Genomic DNA, 18,715 nt, shown 5'->3' on the forward strand with positions numbered 1-18,715 from the left:
GTTAGGCGTCGTCCTGTCCAAAATTTGAATCCGACCCCGCTGGCATGGAGTCGTCGGTTGACGTGTTGGCATCGTCGACTGGCGTCTTGTTAGTGTCAGCGTTCGATCCCATGGGGGTTTGTCCGGTCGTTCCTGGAGGAAAGCTGGGCGTGTTGCTTCCAGCCGATGGTGTGTTGGTCGAAGTTGGCATGGTCTGCTGACGCGATGTCATCGAACCAGGAGCCACTTCCTGGGGCAGCTCGTCGGCATGTCCCCACTCAAATCGTCGCACGCCATCTGGGCTGAGCAGGTCCATCGACCATTCGACTTCGTCTTCCACTGCTGTGGCTGCCGAGGTCGCTGTTTTGGAAAACTTCTGTTCAGCGTTCTTCAGGAAATCGAGGAAACCACCACCCGACGACGGCTGGCTGCCGCTTTGGGTCATTTTGTTCTGTGGCTGCGGCGGAGCATTGTTGTTCATGTCCGGGTCAGCGTTTTCGGTAATATCCAAAAGTTCCGCGATCGTCGCGTCGTCGGTCGTCGCCGCAACGTCATCTGGCGTTTCATCTGGCGGACGGAGCGACAAGCTGAGCTTGCCGAGCTGTCCGGCGAGCACCAGGATCTCGACCTGCTTCGGTGTCACCAGCAGCGACACCGTCTTGGCGTTGATCGAATTGCCCTGGGCATCGGTTTCGCGATGAATCTGTTCGTTCACCGCGAAGACGCGGCAGTTGGTCAGAATGGTGCGGGTCATCTGACGTTTTGTACGGTTCTTGTCGAGCTGGTTGACGACTTGCAGGTAAACCAGCACGTCGACACGGTCGCCAGGCAAAATCAGACCCGAAGCGGCACTTTCCGCAGTCACCTTGATCGAGTGAACTCGGTAACCCTTCGGAATCAGCTTCGAGGCACCCTGGTCTTCGTCCGACCCAAACAGCTTGCCTTCCAGGATCACTTCGCCGGCGAACAGTCGCGAACGTGGTCGACGTCCTTCGACGTTTTCCAGCTCGCGAATAGCCCCTTCCGGAATCTTGTCCGCAGGCCACGGTTCCAGCTTGATCATCTCCGGAGCGATTGGCTCGTTGATGTCGATGTCCTCGAGGGCGACGAAGATGTTCTCCATTTCGACCTGAGGTACCGGCTGGGCGGTCTGCTGCTCGAGTACCTGGCTGATGCCGATCGAGGCGACCAGCCCACACCCGAGAGCGATAATGATCAGGATTAGTGATTTCGGACGCATTTGCTTTTCCTTAGTTCAGCTAGCCTCCATGCCCGCACCTAGCTAGCTCCTCAGGCCCCTTTAATCGCGAGTGCGATGTAGGGGAATCATCGGGCCTCCGAGACGAGAAGGTCAAAACAAACGTCTCGAGTCGGACGACCATTGCGTTTCGCAATTTCCGGACAACCGGAATATTTTGCATCAACGGCTATTGAACGGTTTCTCTCCGCATTGTTGTTTTCGCTTCCAAGGTGGTGGCCCCTAAGTACATAGGAGACGGCAACCAACTGACTTCGGCGAAAGGAACGCGAACGGTAACGCTTACCGCTCCGCCAAATCCGGCATTTTCAGGCGGATCCGGGGAAAGGATAACTTGTGCACCACTGCTATCGACGGCTGCTGAGTCGAGAAAGCCATTCACCGCCGAAATCACTTCGGCGGTGGTTGCTCCGTCCAGGACGGCTCGGCGAGCACCTTCGCGGGAAGCGTTGGTAATCACCTGCTGCACCATGACCATGCGACCGTACTCAATCATTCCGAAAATCAGCAGGAAGAAGAGCGGCGCCACAATGGCAAATTCAACAACCGCTGCCCCTGACCGTTTCAATCGGAATAATCGGCATCTCTTATCAAGGCCGAAATGTCGGGAACGCAAAGTCCCCGTCATCTCACCCAAGTTAACACGGTCGCTTGCGCGGTCTGTGCATGCAGACGATATCAGGCTCATACCAGCAGTCCCATCCAGAAGAAGTAGCCAATGGTTCCGATGGCGATCGGAATACCATAAGGGAGCAGTAGCATCGTTGGCTTACGCTCCGCAGCGATGCTCGACAACTGATTCGGATCACGAATGGTCATGATCTCGTTCAGGATGATGCGAGCGTTGTCCGAGTGTTTCTTCCAAGCTTTGCGGAAGGCGACCATACCGACAGCCAGGACGGCACCGACGATGGCCGAGATGCAGAATGCATAGAAGGTGTGCGTGCCATACATCCAGGCACCAACACCGGCTAGCAACTTAACGTCGCCAGCGCCCATGCCGCCAATCGAGTAGGCTGGCAGCAACAGGGCCAGGCCGACCACGGTGCCCAACAGGCTCCAGCCAAGGCCTTCAAAGCCAAACGCACAGAAGCTGTAGACCCAGCCGCTGGCGACGAAAGGGAACGTGATCCAGTTCGGGACCTTCAACTCGAAGCCGTCAATCACAGCGGCCAGAATCAAGGTGAACGTGACGACCCACACGGGCCAATTTTGTGCGATTGCTTCCGACAGGCTTACAAACAGATCCATGACTTTCTCCTCACCTCGCGCGTCTCATGCGAGGCCGACCACTAAATGCGCAACAACAGGGATACCACCACTGGTTTCCGGACGTGTCTTCACAAAAATTCCGGCACAAAACAGTAGCTCACCCAGGCAACCGTGCGGCCAAAATAGACCGCTTTTTCCCCGATTTCTGCCTATTCGGAATAAGTTGCCGTGGTGCGGTGTTTCGTTAATCCCGCCAAAGTCGGATCAACCGGAAAAAAAGAAAAGCCCCGAGTACCCCGTGTTAGGGTGCCCGGGGCTTTCCAGTGTTTTCACGAAAAAAAACGCGTGAGCCCGAAGGCACACGCGTTTGCTGGCGGCTTAGAGAGCACCACCAGTGGTGTTAGCGGTCTGCATGTCCGTACCGATCTTGGTGAACGTGGCGTTCGCCTGGGTACCGATCGCCTGGATGGCGGTCAGACATACGATGACGATCAGAGCCAGCATCACGGCGTATTCAACCGCGGTGGGACCGTCTTCCGATACGAGGAAATTCTGTACCTTCTGGATGAGACCTTGCATGAGAATTCTCCAACGTTGCCTAAATTCGGCAAAAACTAAAGATGCTTACTACCGCCGTTCAACCGTTGCGATTCCATCACGCTGGTCTGCAAAACTTGGTTGAATGCGGTCCTCTTGGTTAAAGCCTCAGTCCCATACATAGCCATCAGGAAGTGGACGTCATACGTCCGGAGTCAACCCTTCGGCAGCCTGGCCGCCACGGTTAAGTGGTCCTAAGCTTTGCGTCCTGACCTCGCGATCAGTTTGCCTTTGTCGGGGGACATTGGCGGCAGACCATTGCCCGTACACCGGAAGCCTCGATTTCGATGAGTTTCAGATGAGACGAGCATTAGTCCGGCAACTTGTCCTGTTGCCATTCAGTTCTGTGCGATGCACTTCCCTGAACACCTGAAACCTATGTCACGTCCGGCCTATGTCAAATTGCGAGCTTTAGAAAAACTTGGCGATTCCGGGACATTTTTCCGAGAGAGCACCTAAAACGATTGTATTAAAGGACTTAAGTGTCCCAAAATCTCATCTCAGCGCATGAAAAACGCCGCGAAGTGTTCGTTTCGCGGCGTTTTCTTCATTATTTATATCGCTCGAATCACACGTTTTAGTGCGATGGTTCGGTCGCCGGAGCCTCGTCGGTACCGTATCCGGTCTCGTCGTCGGCGGCATCCACCTTATCGTTGAATAGCAGACCGAACAGAATCATCACGACCCCGGCCATGATACAAGGCATCAGCCAGATCATCTGCCAGTTCGAGACTCCTTCTTCGTTGGTGAATGCAGCGGCAATCGCCCCCATCACCTGGGCACCGATCCCCAAACCAAGACCCTGGGTCACGAAGACCAGGAAGCCTTGGGCCTGACCACGCAGCTCCTTGCCGCATTTCTTGTCGGTGTAAATAAACCCGGTGACAAAGAAGAAGTCGTAGCAGATACCATGCAGCAAAATGCCCAGCACCACCATCCACTGCACGTTGTCAACATCGGCACCAGCAAACAGACCGTAGCGAACAACCCAGGCAGCCATACCGGCGAACAGCATCCACTTCACACCCAGACGGCTGAAGAAGAGTGGCATCAGCAGCATGAACACGATTTCCGAGCCCTGCCCGATCGACATGACCGTCGCCTTTTGCTCGAAACCGACCTTGCCCACGAATGTGGAGGCATAGGCGTAATAAGCGGACAGCGGAATACAGATCAGAAACGAGCCGATGATGAACACGCTGAACGAGCGTTCTTTCATCAGTGCCAAGGTATCTGCCCCAATGATTTCGCGAAATGAGATCGCCTTGCCGGCCGACGGAGGTGGCGTGTGCGGGAGTACGAAGCTGAACAACGCGAGCGCTAACCCTGCGAACCCAGCCACGTAGAACTGCATGTCGGTGGTATCCGCCTCCAGCAAAGAGCTGACCGTAACATTCGCCGCGATCCAGCCGATCGTCCCGAATACGCGAATGATCGGAAAGAGTCGTTCCTGATCGTCAATGTTCGAAAAAGCCAGGGTGTTGGTAAGCCCCAGCGTCGGCATATAGCACAGCATGTGCAGAAACACGATCACCACCAATGCGGTCGCGCTCTGCTCGGCGGCGAAAGGTGCGGCGAACATGGCCAACGCACCGAGCAAATGCATCGCGAACAAAACCCGTTCCGAGGCAAAAAAGCGGTCGGCTACAAATCCGAGAAAGAAAGGGGAAATGATCGCCGCGATCGGCCCCACTGTGTACGCCCACGAAATCATGTCGAACATTTCGTGCTTGGCCATATAAGGCCCCAGCGTCACATACCATGCCCCCCAAATAAAGAATTGGAGAAACATCATCACCGAAAGCCCGATCAACTTCGGATTCTCGATCATCTCAACCACGATCGAGAGAATGTAGCGACTGATGAACTTCTTCACCATCAACCAGGTTCCTTTTGTGTTATTTCACAGCGAGAGGCAAATTTTGGCGGGGCGTTCGGGGTCCGATTGTAGCCGAGCTAGCAAACTTCAAAAACCAGGGACCATGTCCTATTTCGCGCCGCCGCGATAGTTCGGGTTCGGCTGAGGCATCTTGGCGTTCATCTCTTTCTGCCATGTGCGTAGCTTCTCGCGAAGCTGGGTCGTCTTTTCTGGCATCAAGGCACTCAGGTCGTGCTGCTCGTTTGGGTCCTTGCTCAGGTCGTAGAGTTCGACCGTGTCGTATTCATAAAACTCGATCAGCTTCCAATCCCCATCGCGGATCGACGCACCTGGCTTCCAGGCAGAACCATGGTAGTGGGGGTAGTGCCAATAAAGAGTCCGATCTTCTGCCTGCTTCTCCCCCTTCAGCAGCCCCACCAGCGACTCGCCGTCGTTGTGAACGTTCGGTTGCAGCGGCAAACCGGCCAATTCGAGGAAGGTTGGAAAGAAGTCCATGCTCACGACCGGGGCTTCCGATTCGGTGCCTGGCTGTGTCACGCCAGGAGCTTTGACGATCATCGGACTTCGCACGCCCCCTTCGTAGAGCCAACCCTTGCCGCTCCGAAGTGGAAGATTCGAGGTTGGTCCGACCCGTTTGCCACCTAAGGTGCACAGACCGCCATTGTCTGAGAAGAAGCAAACGACTGTGTTTTCGTCTAATTTCAGTTCGTCGAGCTTCGCGACAATTTCTCCCACGCTTTGATCGACCGCCGCGATCATCGACGCATAAGCCGCATTGTCTTGGCGAGCCCGGGAATTCCCTTCGTGCTCTTTGAGCGTGGGCGTTTCACCTTCAAAGGTCGCTTCCGCTTTCTCTTCGAAGTGCTCGATCCGCTTCTTATAAGGAGTGATTGGCGTGTGGACGTTGTAATAACACAGATAAAGCAGAAACGGCTTTGCCTGGTCGCGGGCCTCCAGGAAGTGAATCGACTCCTCCGTCAAACGCTCGGTGAGGTACTCCCCTTCCCGCCTCGCTTCGAGAACGGGATTCTTCCAAGGAGCATAATACCCCCCGGGCGGCGACCCGGCGTGGTGACCGCCGATGTTCGTTTCGAACCCTTGATCGTTCGGCCAATGTCCCTTCTCACCCAGATGCCACTTGCCGGCGAAGAAGGTTTGATATCCCTCTTCCTTCAGGGCCTCCGCCATGGTGACTTCTTCGAGAGCCAGGTTGTCACGGTCGTCGACGTGCAGAAACTTGCCGATCGTGCCGTTGCCAGGGATCCAGTCGGTCACGTCGACACGCACCGGATGACGTCCAGTGACGATCGAAGCTCGGGTCGGCGAGCAGACCGGGCAAGCCGTGTAGGCCTGGTTGAACTTCATGCCGCTCTTGGCGAGGGCATCGATATTCGGAGACTCGTTGAAGGTGCTGCCGTAGCACGAAAGATCGGCCCAACCGAGGTCGTCGACCAGGAAGAAGACGAAGTTAGGTCGCTTCGTCTCGGCGGCCTCGACTGAGTAGGCACCCCACACGAGGAAGGCTAATGCCACGACGAAACCAGGAAAGATACGGTGGAACATGCCGTCTCAACTCCAACCAGTTTGCTCAATACAACAAGGCCTGCACGGTTTAATCCATGCAGGCCGATGTTTGAGCATACTCGGAATCGAGACCAGATTCACCCAGTCCCCACCAAAGCGCTAGGCGACCGGGCCCGCCTTGCGCACTTCTTCGCTGACGCCAGAGCTGTACTTCTGGAAGTTCTCGATGAAGAGCGAAGCAAGCTTCGAGGCAGACTTGTCGTAGTCGGCTGGGTTCTTCCAGGTCGACTTCGGCGTCAAGATCTCGTTCGGAACGTTCTGGCACTCCTGAATCACATGCACGCCGAAGACCGGATCGACGGCGGTCGGTGCGTTGGCCAGCGTGCCATCGTGAATGGCGTCGATGATCGCACGGGTATACTTCAGCTTGATGCGCTGCCCTTCCCCGTACGCTCCACCAGTCCAACCGGTGTTCACCAGCCAGACATTCGCATTGTGCTTTTCGAGCTTCTCGGCCAGCAGTTCGGCATACTTGCCAGGATGCCAGACGAGGAACGGTCCGCCGAAGCAAGGGCTGAAGGTCGCTTGCGGCTCGGTGATACCAACTTCGGTGCCGGCGATCTTGGCGGTGTAACCACTGATGAAGTGATACATGGCCTGAGCCGAGGTCAACTTGCTGACCGGTGGCAACACGCCGAACGCATCGCAGGTCAGGAAGATCACATCGCTCGGATGGCCAGCCACGCAAGGAATCTTGGCGTTGCCGATGAACTCGATCGGATACGCACCGCGGGTATTCTGCGTGATGCTGGTGTCGGTGAAGTCGACGTGATGGTCTTCTTTGTCGTAGACCACGTTCTCGAGCACGGCACCAAAACGAAGCGCCTGGAAGATCTCCGGCTCGTTGTCTGGCGTCAGGTCGATCGCCTTCGCGTAGCAACCCCCTTCAATATTGAAGATGCCGTCATCGCTCCAGCAATGTTCGTCGTCTCCGATCAACATCCGCTTCGGGTCGGCCGAAAGGGTCGTTTTGCCCGTTCCCGAGAGGCCGAACAAGATGCTGCTGCGGTCCGAGTCAGGTGCGCAGGTCGCACTGCAGTGCATCGACAACACACCCTGTTTGGGCATGTAATAATTCATCATTGTGAAGACCCCCTTCTTCATCTCACCGGCGTATTCCGTGCCGAGGATGACCATTTCGCGGTCTTCAAGATTGACGTCGACGCTCGTTTTCGAGGTCATGCCAGGCGTGTGGCGGTTGGCCGGAAAACGCCCAGCGTTGTAGATCACCACGTCCGGATCGCCGAAATCCTTCAACTCTTCCGGAGTCGGCCGGATCAGCATGGTGTGCATGAACAAGGCGTGGTACGGACGCGAGCAAATCACCCGGATCTTCAGGCGATACTTCGGATCCCAGCCGGCGAAGGCGTCGACCACGTACAGCTTCTTGCGGGTATTCAGATAGTCTTTGGCCCGCTCGAGGTTGATTCGATAGATTCGATCTTCAATCGGAATATTGATCGGTCCCCACCAGACATCGTCCTTCGAGTGGACCGATTCGACGACACGCTTGTCCTTCGGCGAGCGGCCCGTCTTTTCGCCGCTGTAGGCGATCAAAGCGCCCGAATCGGCGACGGCGGCATCTTCTTCGTCGCGAATGGCTTCTTCATAGAGGGTCGAAGGGGCCATATTACGGCGGATGTCTTCGACTTCGATTTCCAATCCCTTTAAATCGATTTTACTCATCTCAGCACCACATCATTGGAGAGAAAAGACCCTGCGATCACTGCATTCACGCATTCTACTCCCTTTCTCTAAACCCGCGTACCCGACTACGCGGCGCGCAAAAAAAGCGTCTTCCCCAGCCGAAGGGAAGACGCTGTTCAGGATTCTTCGAATTGTCTTGAGGCGGTCGGTTTCTTGACCAGGACAGCCTAAGAAATGATTTCGTGGATCGGTTCGACGTGTTCGACGCCGACCAATTTTTGATCCAAACCGCTGTAGAAATAGCTCAAAGCGTTTGGATCGAGACCCAACTGGTTCAGGATCGTGGCGTGGATCCGCTTCACATGGAGTGGGTTTTCCACCGCTTCGGCACCCAGCTCGTCGGTGGCACCGTACGAAACGCCACCCTTGATACCGCCACCAGCCATCCACATGGTGAAACCATACGAATTGTGGTCACGGCCGGTCCCCTTTTCGTATTCGGCAGTCGGCTGACGACCAAACTCACCACCCCAAATAATCAGGGTGTCGTCCAACATACCCTTTCGCTTCAGGTCCTTGATCAGACCAGCGATTGGCAAATCGGTACGACCAGCATGGTAGTTGTGATTCTTTTCCAGGTCGCCGTGGGCGTCCCAGTTGTTGTCGTTATGGTGACCGCCCGAGTAAAGCTGAACGAAACGAACGCCACGTTCGACCAGACGGCGAGCCAGCAAGCAGCGACGGCCGAATTCTTCCGTCTGTGGGTTGTCGATACCGTATAGCTTCTTGGTTTCTTCCGTTTCATCGGCCAGGTCAACTGCTTCCGGAGCATGTTCCTGCATGCGGTAAGCCAGTTCATAGCTATGAATTCGAGCGGCCAACTCTGAGTTGTCCGGCCGATCTTCCAGGTGGTGCTGATTGGCTTCCTTCATCGCATCGAGGATACGACGTTGAGCCGCCCGCGACATTCCTTCTGGGGTCGCCAGATCGATGATCGGGGCACCCTTGCTGCGGAACATCGTGCCCTGGTAGTTGGCCGGCATGAAACCGCACGTCCAGTTCTTGGCACCGCTGATCGGACCACCGGAAGGGTCAAGCATCACGACGTAGCCTGGCAGGTTCTGATTGACCGTGCCCAGACCATAAGTGATCCACGAACCGAGGGTGGGGAAACCGCTGAGAATACGGCCCGAGTTCATCATCAACATGGCCGAACCATGGATCGGCGAATCGGCCTGGCACGACTTCAAGAACGAAATGTCGTCAACGCAGGTCGCCAGGTTTGGGAACAGTTCCGAGACCCACTGCCCCGACTGGCCATACTGCTTGAAGTTCCATTTAGGCCCGACAACGCGACCTTCGTTCTTTTCGCCACCACGCCCCTTAGTCTTCACGGGGACGGTCTTGCCGTCGAGATCGTACAGCTTTGGCTTGTAATCGAACGTGTCGACGTGGCTCGGACCGCCATACATGAACAGGAAGATGACATTCTTCGCCTTGCCTTCAAACATCGGCTGACGGGCAGCCAACGGGTTATCGAAGGCCGAAACGCCGTCAGCAGCGACGGCCTGATTCGCCAGGAAGCCATCCTTGGCCAGCATGTAGGTCAATGCGAGACCTGGGAACTTGGCCCCAGCGTTCCACAAAAACTCGCGCCGAGTGTTACCACAATAGGTTGATTTCGGCATTTCCGAGTTCGACATGATTCACCTTCCTCTTACATATGGATTCTTACACTGAACCGATCACGACATTCCAGCAATGCGGAATGACGCTTTAGTCCAGGAAGAAGAATTCGTTCAAGTTGATCAGCATCAGGCAGTACAAGTCGAATGACCGTTCGGCATCTAGACCATGGTCCTTCTGCAGGTCATTCATCAGCGAGATACCAACCTTCACGTCGCGGTCGTTGGCTTCGCGGGCCATCGTAAATTCGATCGCTTCGCGAATCTTATCTTCTGGCGTGGTCGCTCCGGTTTCACGAACTCGCTTGGCCAGTTCTTCGGCCTGCTGATTCGCAAAGAAACCATTGATCATCCCCAAGGCCTGAGCGGGCTGCGTGGTCACAAACCGTTCTTCGCAAGGGGCGTCTGTATCTGGGAAGTCGAACGTCGACAACAGTGGCGTTACCAGCGATCGCTTCACGTGGATGTAGACCGCACGACGAGCCTGTTCTTCGTACGACGAGTTGCCCCAGCCGTCACCAGGCTTCGACTGGCCAGCCATCACTTCGTCCGAAATCTTCGGGTAGAAGCCATGTCCGTACATCTTGTCGTTCAGGCGACCGTTGACCAGCAGGATCGAGTCGCGGACCTCTTCGGCCGTTAGACGACGCGAATTGAATCGCCACATCAGGTCGTTGCCGGGGTCCTGGGCCAAACCCTTTTCCGCACCGTCGGACGACATCTGATAGGTCGCCGAGAGCATCATCAGCTTCTGCATATGCTTGATGTCCCAGCCACTTTCCACGAACTCGGTAGCCAGCCAGTCCAGCAGTTCTGGATGGGTCGGAGGGGTACCGAGCTGACCGAAGTTGCTCGAGGTTCGCACGATGCCGCGGCCGAACTGGAATTGCCATATACGGTTCACCATCACACGAGCGGTCATCATGTTCTTATCCGAGGCAATCCACTTGGCGAGCACCAGACGGCGACCTGAGGTTTCCTGGCCATCCTTTGGTTCGGGAATCTCAGGCTTCGGTTCGTTGAAGAACTTCGGGAAGCCTGGTTCGACGACGTCTCCAGGAACGTGGGGATTGCCACGCATCATGATGGTGGTTGGCTCTGGCTTCTTGTCACTTTGATTCACAGCCAGGGCGAATTCGCGAGCTGGCAGATACTTTTCCTTCTCGCGAAGACCATCCATCTGCTTCTTCAGTTCGCGATACTCGGAAGCGTCGTTCGGGACGAGATCGGCGATCCGTTCGTCCATCTTTTCGCGCCGACGGTTGCGATCGCGTTCCTTACGGATCTCTTTGCGTTCTTCTTCAGGAAGCTGTTCGATCGCCGCCCGCACGATCTGGTTCATTCGGTCTTCGACGGCGCGCACTTCCCGATGGTGATTCTCGTGAGCCGAAATGATTTCTGAGCCCGAGATTTCTTTCTGGCTGAAGGCGACACTGCCACGCGTACCGTACGGTTTCATTCCCTTGAAGAAGGATAGGAATTCGTAGTAGTTCGCCTGAGTGATCGGGTCGATCTTGTGGTCGTGGCAACGTGCACAGTTGACCGTGACCGCCAGGAACGCCTTCCCGGTGGTGGTAATCAGGTCGTCGTATTGATCGTAAATATGCAGCAGCGGATCGGCTGGTTCGTCGTCCCACACACCTAGGCGATAATAGCCGGTAGCGATGATCGTTTCTGGCGTGGGGTTTTCGATTTCATCGCCAGCCAACTGCTCGAGAACGAACTGGTCGTAAGGCTTGTTTTCGTTGAAAGCACGGATCACGTAGTCACGATACTTCCAGGCATTCGGCTTAACGCCGTCTCGTTCGTAGCTGTTAGTCTCAGCGAAACGAACCAGATCGAGCCAATGTCGGCCCCACTTTTCACCGTAATGCTCCGAGGCGAGCAATCGATCGATCAGCTTGCCATAAGCGTCTGGCGATTGATCGGCTTCAAATGCTTCGATCTCTTCCTTGGTCGGCGGCAGGCCGGTCAAGTTGTAGTATGCCCGGCGGATGAGGGTCCGCTTCGAGGCCTTCGGGTTTGGCTCGAGACCCGCTTCTTCCAACCGAGCCAGAATGAATTGGTCGATTGGGTTCAGGGCCCAACCTTCATGTTCGGGTTTGGGTGGCTCTGGATCGGCGACCGGTTCAAAGGCCCAGTGCCCTTGATACTTGGCCCCTTCGTTGATCCAGGTCTTAATCACTTCCAACTCCTCCGGCTTGAGGGGATCACCTTCGGGGGGCATGCGTTCGAATTCGTCTTCCGAAAGAATGCGGCGAATGAGTTCGCTTTCTTCCACCTTGCCGGGCACGATGGCGATTTCGCCTGAGTCGGTTTCCCCCGTTGCGACCTCGCGATCGTCCAAACGAAGCCCACCCTCCTGAGATCCAGGACCATGGCATGCAAAGCACTTTTTCGCCAGAATTGGCTTGACATCGCGATTGAATTTAACGGTGGCTTCCGGCTCGTCTTGAGCCTGGGCCAGACCGGTGCAAACAGCGAACATGGTGCATACCATGATCAACATCGACGACCGGGAAATGCGCGATAAATAGAGCATTGGCAACAACTTAAGGCGGATTTAAGGTGGGATAAGGTGCCCGACATCACGAGTGCTGTTGGTAGGGCACACTCTGTATCGAAAGAGATCTTCCTACATTACACCGACAATTCTTGTACTTAAGGCGCTCAGAATCAATGAGATTTACCGAAAACCTTTTGAGAGCCTTTTCCTGTGGAGAATCCTGACACCATATGAGGGCGGGAATCCAATTTAAAATCCTTTGCCGAGCCCACTTGAGCCGCAATTCTCTCGAACGTAACCCAGGAATAAAAATCGGGGAAAATTTCCCCGGAAATTTGGCACACGATTGCTTTTGAGAATCGTTTCGGCTCATAATGAGGTCCTCCCTTGATAAGCATCCTCATCAAATACTGAGTCTCTTTTCCAATGCAACGACGCCGTGTCATGCTCATCGTGGAGACCTCGCTGGTTTACGGTCGCGAGGTCCTTCGTGGAATCAATCGCTATGTGGTGGCTAATGAACCTTGGTCGATGTTCGTTGATCTGCGCGAACTCGCATACCGTCCACCTGCTTGGTTAGAGAACTGGGACGGGGATGGCATCATCACCCGGAGTACCACTCCGAGCCTTGCCGAGCAATTGAAGGCGTGGAATATTCCCACAGTCGACCTGACCGATATCTATGGGGATCAAGGTTTGCCCCATATCGGCACCGATCACGAAGCGGTCGGTCGAATGGGCGCGGCCCACCTGCTGGAACGAGGATTCCGTCACTTCGCCTTCTGCGGATTCAGTGGCCACAATTGGTCCACACGACGCTATCACGGTTTCAAAGACGCCATCGAAAAGGCGAGCGGCCCGGTCGAACTGTTGGAAGGTCCTTGGGATTCTTCGTCGGCCCTGACCTGGGAGCAACAGCAAGCCCAGCTTTGTGATTGGCTGCGGGGGCTTCCTCGCCCAATCGGAATCATGGCCTGTAACGACATGCGTGGCCAGCACGTGCTCGACGCCTGCCGCCGGATCAACGCTGCCGTCCCGGAAGAAGTCGCCGTGATCGGTGTCGACAACGACGAACTGGTTTGCGAACTCTGTGATCCCCCCCTTTCCAGCGTGATGCCGAATCCGCAGCGCATCGGTTTTGAAGCTGCTGCCCTGCTCGACCGCCTCATGAAGGGGGAAGAGCCAACGCAGATGAGCAAGCTGGTCGAACCGCTGGGGATTGTGACCCGGCAGTCAACCGACGTTCTGGCGATCGAAGATCCGCTGGTCGCTTCGGCAGTGAAGTACATCCGCCAGCATGCCTGCGATGGTATCTCGGTGGTCGACGTGCTGCAGCATGTGCCGGTCTCGCGAAGCATTCTGGAACGTCGCTTCCGGAAGTTTATCGGTCGCAGCCCGCAGGCCGAAATTCGCAACGTGCAGCTGAAACGAGTGAAACAACTACTACGCGAAACCGACCTCCCGCTCGAACGAATCGCCGGCCTCTCGGGCTACGATCACCCGGAATATATGAGCGTGGTCTTCAAACGTGAACTGGGCCAAACACCAGGCCAGTACCGCACCCAGAATGTGAAAGGTGCCTCGCGGCGGTTCCGCTAAGCATCGCAAATCTAGAAATAGTCCACGGCCAGTTCTTGCCGAACTGGCCGTTTTGATTTCGAATCGCATCTTCTTCCAATTACCTGCGGCTCCGCACCACGACGTTGACCATAGGCCAGCGGATTACTAGATTTGTCGGTACGCCAATGCCTGGTGATCGTGGCGCATCTACCACCCTGAAGGTTCGTACCATGCCTCGCTTGTTCCTGCTTGCCATCGCTGCCCTCTTGTCTCTTGCAGGCTGGTCCCAGGCTCAAGAGAAGCCAGCAACCACCAGCGTGAAGCCGGGCATCAACGACTCTTTCCTCGATCCCAATCTCGACGTCGAGCAATGGGTGAATCGCTTCGAGGTCGAAAGCCGCGAAGTCTTTCTCGCCAAGGACGAAATCGTCGAACGCTTAAAGCTGAGCCCTGGCGACCGGATCGCCGACATCGGCACCGGAACCGGTCTGTTCGTCGAACCGTTCTCGAAAGCAGTCGGCGACCAGGGCTGGGTCTATGCCCTCGACATCGCCCCCAAGTTTGTCGAACGTGTCGAGAAGCTGGCCGAAGCGCGGAAGCTCACGAACATCACGCCCGTCTTATGTGGTCAGAACGACATTCGCCTTGCCCCAGGCTCCATCAACGTTGCCTTCATTTGCGACGTCTATCATCATTTCGAGTACCCGGCCGCATCGCTCGCTTCGATCCATAAAGCCATGAGCCCCGGTGGCAAGCTGGTTGTCATCGACTTCAATCGCATTCCTGGCGAATCACGAGAATGGACTTTGAACCACGTCCGCGCCGGCAAAGAGGTCTTTCGAGAAGAGATCGAAAAAGCAGGCTTCCGTTTCATGGGCGAAGTCGAAGTCCCGTCGTTCAAGGAAAACTATTTCCTTCAATTCGAACGCCGATAGCCCTCATCCGAGACTCGCAGACGGCAAACGCGACCTCTTCGCAATTGCCCCAGAAAGGGTCTTTTCGTTACGTAACAGCACGGCCCCCTCTCTATGGGAAGCCTGACACTTCCCCACGTGTTTCCCCACTAAAAGGCATGTTTTGCTGCTTAACGGGGGACTCTTGCTCGCTGGACAATCGTCCAGGCGTGCCCTTGTATAATTTAAATTCCGGAAATAAAATCCCTTCTCCTTTCCTTCCTCGTTTTCATTCCTAAATCTCCCCCGGATCCCCCAAATGTCCCAGCCCCAGCGCTCGGGGTTCACCTTGGTTGAACTCCTGGTCGTCATTGCCATTATTGGTGTCTTGATTGCTCTCCTGTTGCCTGCCGTGCAGCAAGCCCGCGAAGCCGCTCGTCGCATGAGCTGCTCGAACAACTTCAAGCAACTAGGCTTGGCGTTCCACAACTATCACGATACGTACCAAACATTTCCCACCTACGTTATTCGTGCAGGTGACCCTGCGGCTTCGCATTGGAAAGGCTACAGCGGCCTGACTTCAATCCTGCCTTTCATCGAGCAGGACAATCTTCGTGAACAAATCCGTTCGGCGTCCAACAACTTCTACTTGTCGAACGAAGACAATGCCGTCCATCCTCGTCATCGCCTAACGCGTGTTAACGCGTTCCTTTGTCCTTCCGACAGCGACTTCCCCGACACCAACTTCCAGGGCAACACCAACTACGCGATGTCGGCTGGCTCGAACCTTGGCTGGGACGTCTCGGTGGATCAGCAGAACGGTGCCTTCCGTCGTGACCAAGCCACGAACTTCGCCAGCATGACCGACGGCACGTCGAACACGATCATGCTGGGCGAGATCCTCAAGGGCAACAACAGCAGCTCGTCCTACAAATACGATCAGGTCGTGGTGCGAGGCCAAAGCTGGGGCGGTTCGTTCCTGTCGACTTCCCAGGGTGCCATCACCCAAGCAACCGTCGATGGCTACGGTTCGACCTGTGCCTCGAACAACAGTTCGCTTTCGGTCATCCCAGGCCGCGAGTGGATTCGTGGTGTGAACTACATGGCAGTCTTTACCACGTTGGCTCCACCCAACTGGAAGTATCCCGCATGCCAGGCCTGCTCGGTCTGTGGTGCCAGCGACAGCCGCGGGGTGTTCCCAGCTCGTAGCCGTCATCCAGGTGGAGCAATGCACGGGCTGTGCGATGGTTCGGTCAGCTTCATTGCTGAAACCACGGACTACACCACCTACCACGCGCTTGGCTCACGAAGTGGTGGCGAAACGGTCACGCTTCCTTAATTGGTGCCCGTTCGCGTCATTCTCACTTCCAGCCCTTCACTTTGAAGACACTCGCCATGAAGTTTATGCCTTGTATCGTTATTACGCTGGGATTGGCAGGCATCGGCTTGGTCGGCTGCTCGGAGAATGCTCCGGTTACCGTGACGCCGCCGCCAGCAATCAAGACACTCGAAGTTGCCTTAGACGAGATCAATAAGGCTGGGGAGATGGGCAGCATCGCTGACGAACTGCCTCGCCTGGTGGAAGAGATCAAAGCGGCCGATCCCGATAAAGGTTCGGCTCTCCAGAAAGATCTCGATGAATTGTTGGCTGCACGCGGCAGCGCTGCAGTTCGAGCGAAGGCAAAAGCGATGTCGACCACGCTGACGAAGTGACGCCTGCGTTTCGCCAAGTTACGATCGCTAAAACAAAAGCCCGACTGAAGTGGATCGCTTGAGTCGGGCTCTTTGGTTTCGAATGTCGAGAAGCGGCTAGACCTTCGATGCTTCCACGATGCTGATTTCGGAATCGGTTGGGATGACTCGCTCGAGTCGGAAGCCTGCTTTGGCAAGGAGTTCCTGGTATTCGGCCTCGGTTCGTTCTTTGCCCCCTGGGATCAGCATCATCACGATATCGAGCAGCTTGCCGCCGAAGGGCTCGTTGCCGGCCGGGATGACACTTTCGACGATCAGCAACTTGGCGTCGTCCGGCATGGCGGCATGGCAACACTGAAGGATCGTCAAGCAGCTTTCGTCATCCCAGTCGTGAATGATGTGCCGCATGATATAGGCATCAGCCCCCGCAGGTACCGACTCGAAGAAGTTGCCCCCCACGCGCTGACAGCGATCGGCCAGGTCAGCGTCGGTGAAGAGCGATTCGGCCCGCTCGATGACGTGAGGTAGATCGAACAGAATCCCTTTCATGTCAGGCGAGTGCTTCAGAATCGCTCGAATCTGCGAACCATTCCCGCCGCCAATATCGGCCAGCAAGCCGAACTGCGAGAAGTCGTAAACGTTCAACAACGCATCCACTTCCCGGCCATGGATACCGACCATCGCGGCGTCAAAGATCTTCGCCTTGCTGGGGTTCTCGCTTAGATATTGAAAGAAAGGCTTGCCGTAGACCTGGTCGAAAGCGGTCTTGCCGGTTCGCACGCTGTACTCGATTTCAGTCCAAGTCCGAAACTGTTCGTCGCCCGTCATTAAGGCCAAGGCATACTTAGATCCCGGCACATCTTTACGTAGCGGTTCTGCCGAGGGTGTTAACGCGAAGTGCCGCGGATCGGTTTCTGCGAAGATCCCAACACTCGCCAGTCCTCGCAGCGCACGGTAGAGCGCATCGGCATTCGCGGAACTTGCTTCCGCCAGATCTTCCACCGAACGGGGACCATCTTTCAGCAGGTCGGCGATCTCGAGTCGAGCGGCGACATAGATCAACTGCGAGACCCAATAGCCGGTAATCAAACGATCCAATTGCAATTCGTGCGACATAATGCCCTTGCTGTGCCGGAACATACCTCTGGGGGAAATTCCGCTGCCCGAACGAGCGGGCACGGATAAGTCCGAATTTTGGCAAATCGATCGGCATATTCAATCTGGCTAGCAGGTGTTTTCGTCGATTTTCTTTCTGCAGATCTTCGCCTACAACGCCCCCGTTTAAACGGCGACGAAGCAACCTTTCAGTAAGTCGACTTTTCCCCGCAGAACCGCGGCATTTCGTTTCGCCCCTGCGGTTAGCTCCAATAAACTGAAGGCAGACATTATGCCCCGTTCCCTCATGCTTTCCTTTTGACTTCAGCTCTACCGATGATCACCTACGCTTCGATCACTGCTCGTTGGGTCGCGATCTTCACCACGGTTGTCGTGATGACCGGCTGTGCCCAGTTCCAACATCCCTTGTCTCCCTTGGAGGAAGCCAAGGTCGACCCCGATTTGCTCGGAACCTGGGTGGTCCAATACCAAGATGAGAATGGCGTCGAACTGGAAGCCTACATCCACATCGGCGAAGCCGGCGTACTCGATCCTGACGACAAAGACAGGAACGTTCGTATCGAGAACCGGCAAGATCGCCAGGCACCATTCCCCTATAAAGGTCTGACGCGGATCGTGTGCGTTTCTTACGAAGCCGAGGGCAAGCTGAAATCGGAAAGCTGGCTCGCCTTTCCAACCACGATTGGCAAACAACGGTTCGCGAGTGTCCCGATGTCTCAAGATGGCAAGGTGGTCTCGTACTATTTCTGGCGCTACGAGGTTAGCAACGATCAGTTGAAGATCTGGACCGATACAGTCGACGAGAAAGTCGACTCCCTGCTCGAGAAGCAACGCCTGACGCGAACTGACTCACTGATTACGAACGACACGGCGAGTTTACGAAAATTATTGGAAGAAAACGGCGGCGACATCCTCTTTGCCGAAGCTCCTTCTAACACCCTCAAGCGGCTGAAGAAATCGAACTAGCGGCATGGTTATTTCGGCCGAAGCTGCCCAGCAAGTTCGCATTTTTTCAAAGCCTGCCTAGGCGGCGCGCCGCGACGTGCCACTGGACTGGACAGCTCCGCTTTCGTGAGCAAAGCGTGACCGCATAAGTTATTGGCATTT

15 protein-coding genes and 1 riboswitch are annotated in these 18,715 nt (G+C 55.6%); of the genes, 5 read left to right on the top strand and 10 right to left on the bottom strand.

Features of this window, described 5'->3' with window-relative positions; translation table 11 throughout:
- Position 1: 1 nt before the first annotated feature.
- The 9 genes from cpaB to AB1L30_RS23945 form a co-directional block, all read right to left on the bottom strand.
- Positions 2 to 1,219 carry a Flp pilus assembly protein CpaB gene (cpaB, locus tag AB1L30_RS23905; protein WP_367016716.1) on the bottom strand — a complete coding sequence of 406 codons (1,218 nt, stop codon included), beginning with the start codon at positions 1,217 to 1,219 and terminating at the stop codon, positions 2 to 4.
- A gap of 187 nt (positions 1,220 to 1,406) precedes the next feature.
- The gene (locus tag AB1L30_RS23910; protein ID WP_367016718.1) at positions 1,407 to 1,925 is read right to left on the bottom strand and encodes a TadE/TadG family type IV pilus assembly protein; all 519 of its coding nucleotides are present in this window, start codon (positions 1,923 to 1,925) and stop codon (positions 1,407 to 1,409) included.
- Positions 1,922 to 2,488, bottom strand: coding sequence for a prepilin peptidase (locus tag AB1L30_RS23915; protein ID WP_345093300.1), 567 nt, complete (start codon positions 2,486 to 2,488; stop codon positions 1,922 to 1,924). Before AB1L30_RS23915 ends, AB1L30_RS23910 begins: the two co-directional genes overlap by 4 nt.
- Positions 2,489 to 2,827: 339 nt before the next feature.
- Positions 2,828 to 3,028 (bottom strand): Flp family type IVb pilin, encoded by a 201-nt coding sequence (locus AB1L30_RS23920; RefSeq protein WP_105332387.1) that lies wholly within the window; start codon positions 3,026 to 3,028, stop codon positions 2,828 to 2,830.
- Between the two features lie 180 nt (positions 3,029 to 3,208).
- A riboswitch (cyclic di-GMP riboswitch) is annotated at positions 3,209 to 3,286 on the bottom strand.
- A 337-nt stretch (positions 3,287 to 3,623) separates the two neighbouring features.
- A complete protein-coding gene (locus AB1L30_RS23925; RefSeq protein WP_367016720.1) occupies positions 3,624 to 4,925 on the bottom strand; it encodes a nucleoside permease in 1,302 nt (433 codons plus the stop codon).
- Positions 4,926 to 5,033: 108 nt separating this feature from the next.
- Positions 5,034 to 6,488, bottom strand: coding sequence for a sulfatase (locus tag AB1L30_RS23930; RefSeq protein WP_367016722.1), 1,455 nt, complete (start codon positions 6,486 to 6,488; stop codon positions 5,034 to 5,036).
- 120 nt (positions 6,489 to 6,608) lie between these two features.
- Entirely contained in the window at positions 6,609 to 8,195 is a 1,587-nt protein-coding gene (gene pckA / locus AB1L30_RS23935; RefSeq protein ID WP_367016724.1) for a phosphoenolpyruvate carboxykinase (ATP), read from the bottom strand.
- A gap of 188 nt (positions 8,196 to 8,383) precedes the next feature.
- Positions 8,384 to 9,859: a DUF1501 domain-containing protein gene (locus tag AB1L30_RS23940; protein WP_367016726.1), complete on the bottom strand. Its 1,476-nt coding sequence runs from the start codon at positions 9,857 to 9,859 to the stop codon at positions 8,384 to 8,386.
- 73 nt (positions 9,860 to 9,932) lie between these two features.
- A complete protein-coding gene (locus tag AB1L30_RS23945) occupies positions 9,933 to 12,329 on the bottom strand; it encodes a PSD1 and planctomycete cytochrome C domain-containing protein (RefSeq protein WP_367016728.1) in 2,397 nt (798 codons plus the stop codon).
- Positions 12,330 to 12,791: 462 nt separating this feature from the next.
- Between AB1L30_RS23945 and AB1L30_RS23950 the strand changes: the two genes are divergently transcribed.
- The 4 genes from AB1L30_RS23950 to AB1L30_RS23965 all read left to right on the top strand — a co-directional run bounded on the left by AB1L30_RS23950 (position 12,792) and on the right by AB1L30_RS23965 (position 16,513).
- Entirely contained in the window at positions 12,792 to 13,946 is a 1,155-nt protein-coding gene (locus AB1L30_RS23950) for a DNA-binding transcriptional regulator (RefSeq protein ID WP_345093329.1), read from the top strand.
- A 191-nt stretch (positions 13,947 to 14,137) separates the two neighbouring features.
- Positions 14,138 to 14,842 (top strand): methyltransferase domain-containing protein, encoded by a 705-nt coding sequence (locus AB1L30_RS23955; RefSeq protein WP_367016730.1) that lies wholly within the window; start codon positions 14,138 to 14,140, stop codon positions 14,840 to 14,842.
- A gap of 277 nt (positions 14,843 to 15,119) precedes the next feature.
- On the top strand, positions 15,120 to 16,139 hold the full coding sequence (locus AB1L30_RS23960; RefSeq protein WP_367016732.1) for a DUF1559 domain-containing protein: 1,020 nt from the start codon (positions 15,120 to 15,122) through the stop codon (positions 16,137 to 16,139).
- A 56-nt stretch (positions 16,140 to 16,195) separates the two neighbouring features.
- The gene (locus AB1L30_RS23965; RefSeq protein WP_367016734.1) at positions 16,196 to 16,513 is read left to right on the top strand and encodes a hypothetical protein; all 318 of its coding nucleotides are present in this window, start codon (positions 16,196 to 16,198) and stop codon (positions 16,511 to 16,513) included.
- Between the two features lie 96 nt (positions 16,514 to 16,609).
- Here the strand turns inward: AB1L30_RS23965 and AB1L30_RS23970 are convergent, their stop codons facing one another.
- Positions 16,610 to 17,608 carry a methyltransferase gene (locus tag AB1L30_RS23970; protein WP_367016736.1) on the bottom strand — a complete coding sequence of 333 codons (999 nt, stop codon included), beginning with the start codon at positions 17,606 to 17,608 and terminating at the stop codon, positions 16,610 to 16,612.
- Between the two features lie 315 nt (positions 17,609 to 17,923).
- On the opposite strand from AB1L30_RS23970, the gene AB1L30_RS23975 reads away from it, so the two are divergent.
- On the top strand, positions 17,924 to 18,574 hold the full coding sequence (locus tag AB1L30_RS23975; RefSeq protein ID WP_367016737.1) for a hypothetical protein: 651 nt from the start codon (positions 17,924 to 17,926) through the stop codon (positions 18,572 to 18,574).
- Positions 18,575 to 18,715: the final 141 nt, after the last annotated feature.

This window comes from Bremerella sp. JC817, assembly GCF_040718835.1.
Classification (GTDB): Bacteria; Planctomycetota; Planctomycetia; order Pirellulales; family Pirellulaceae; genus Bremerella.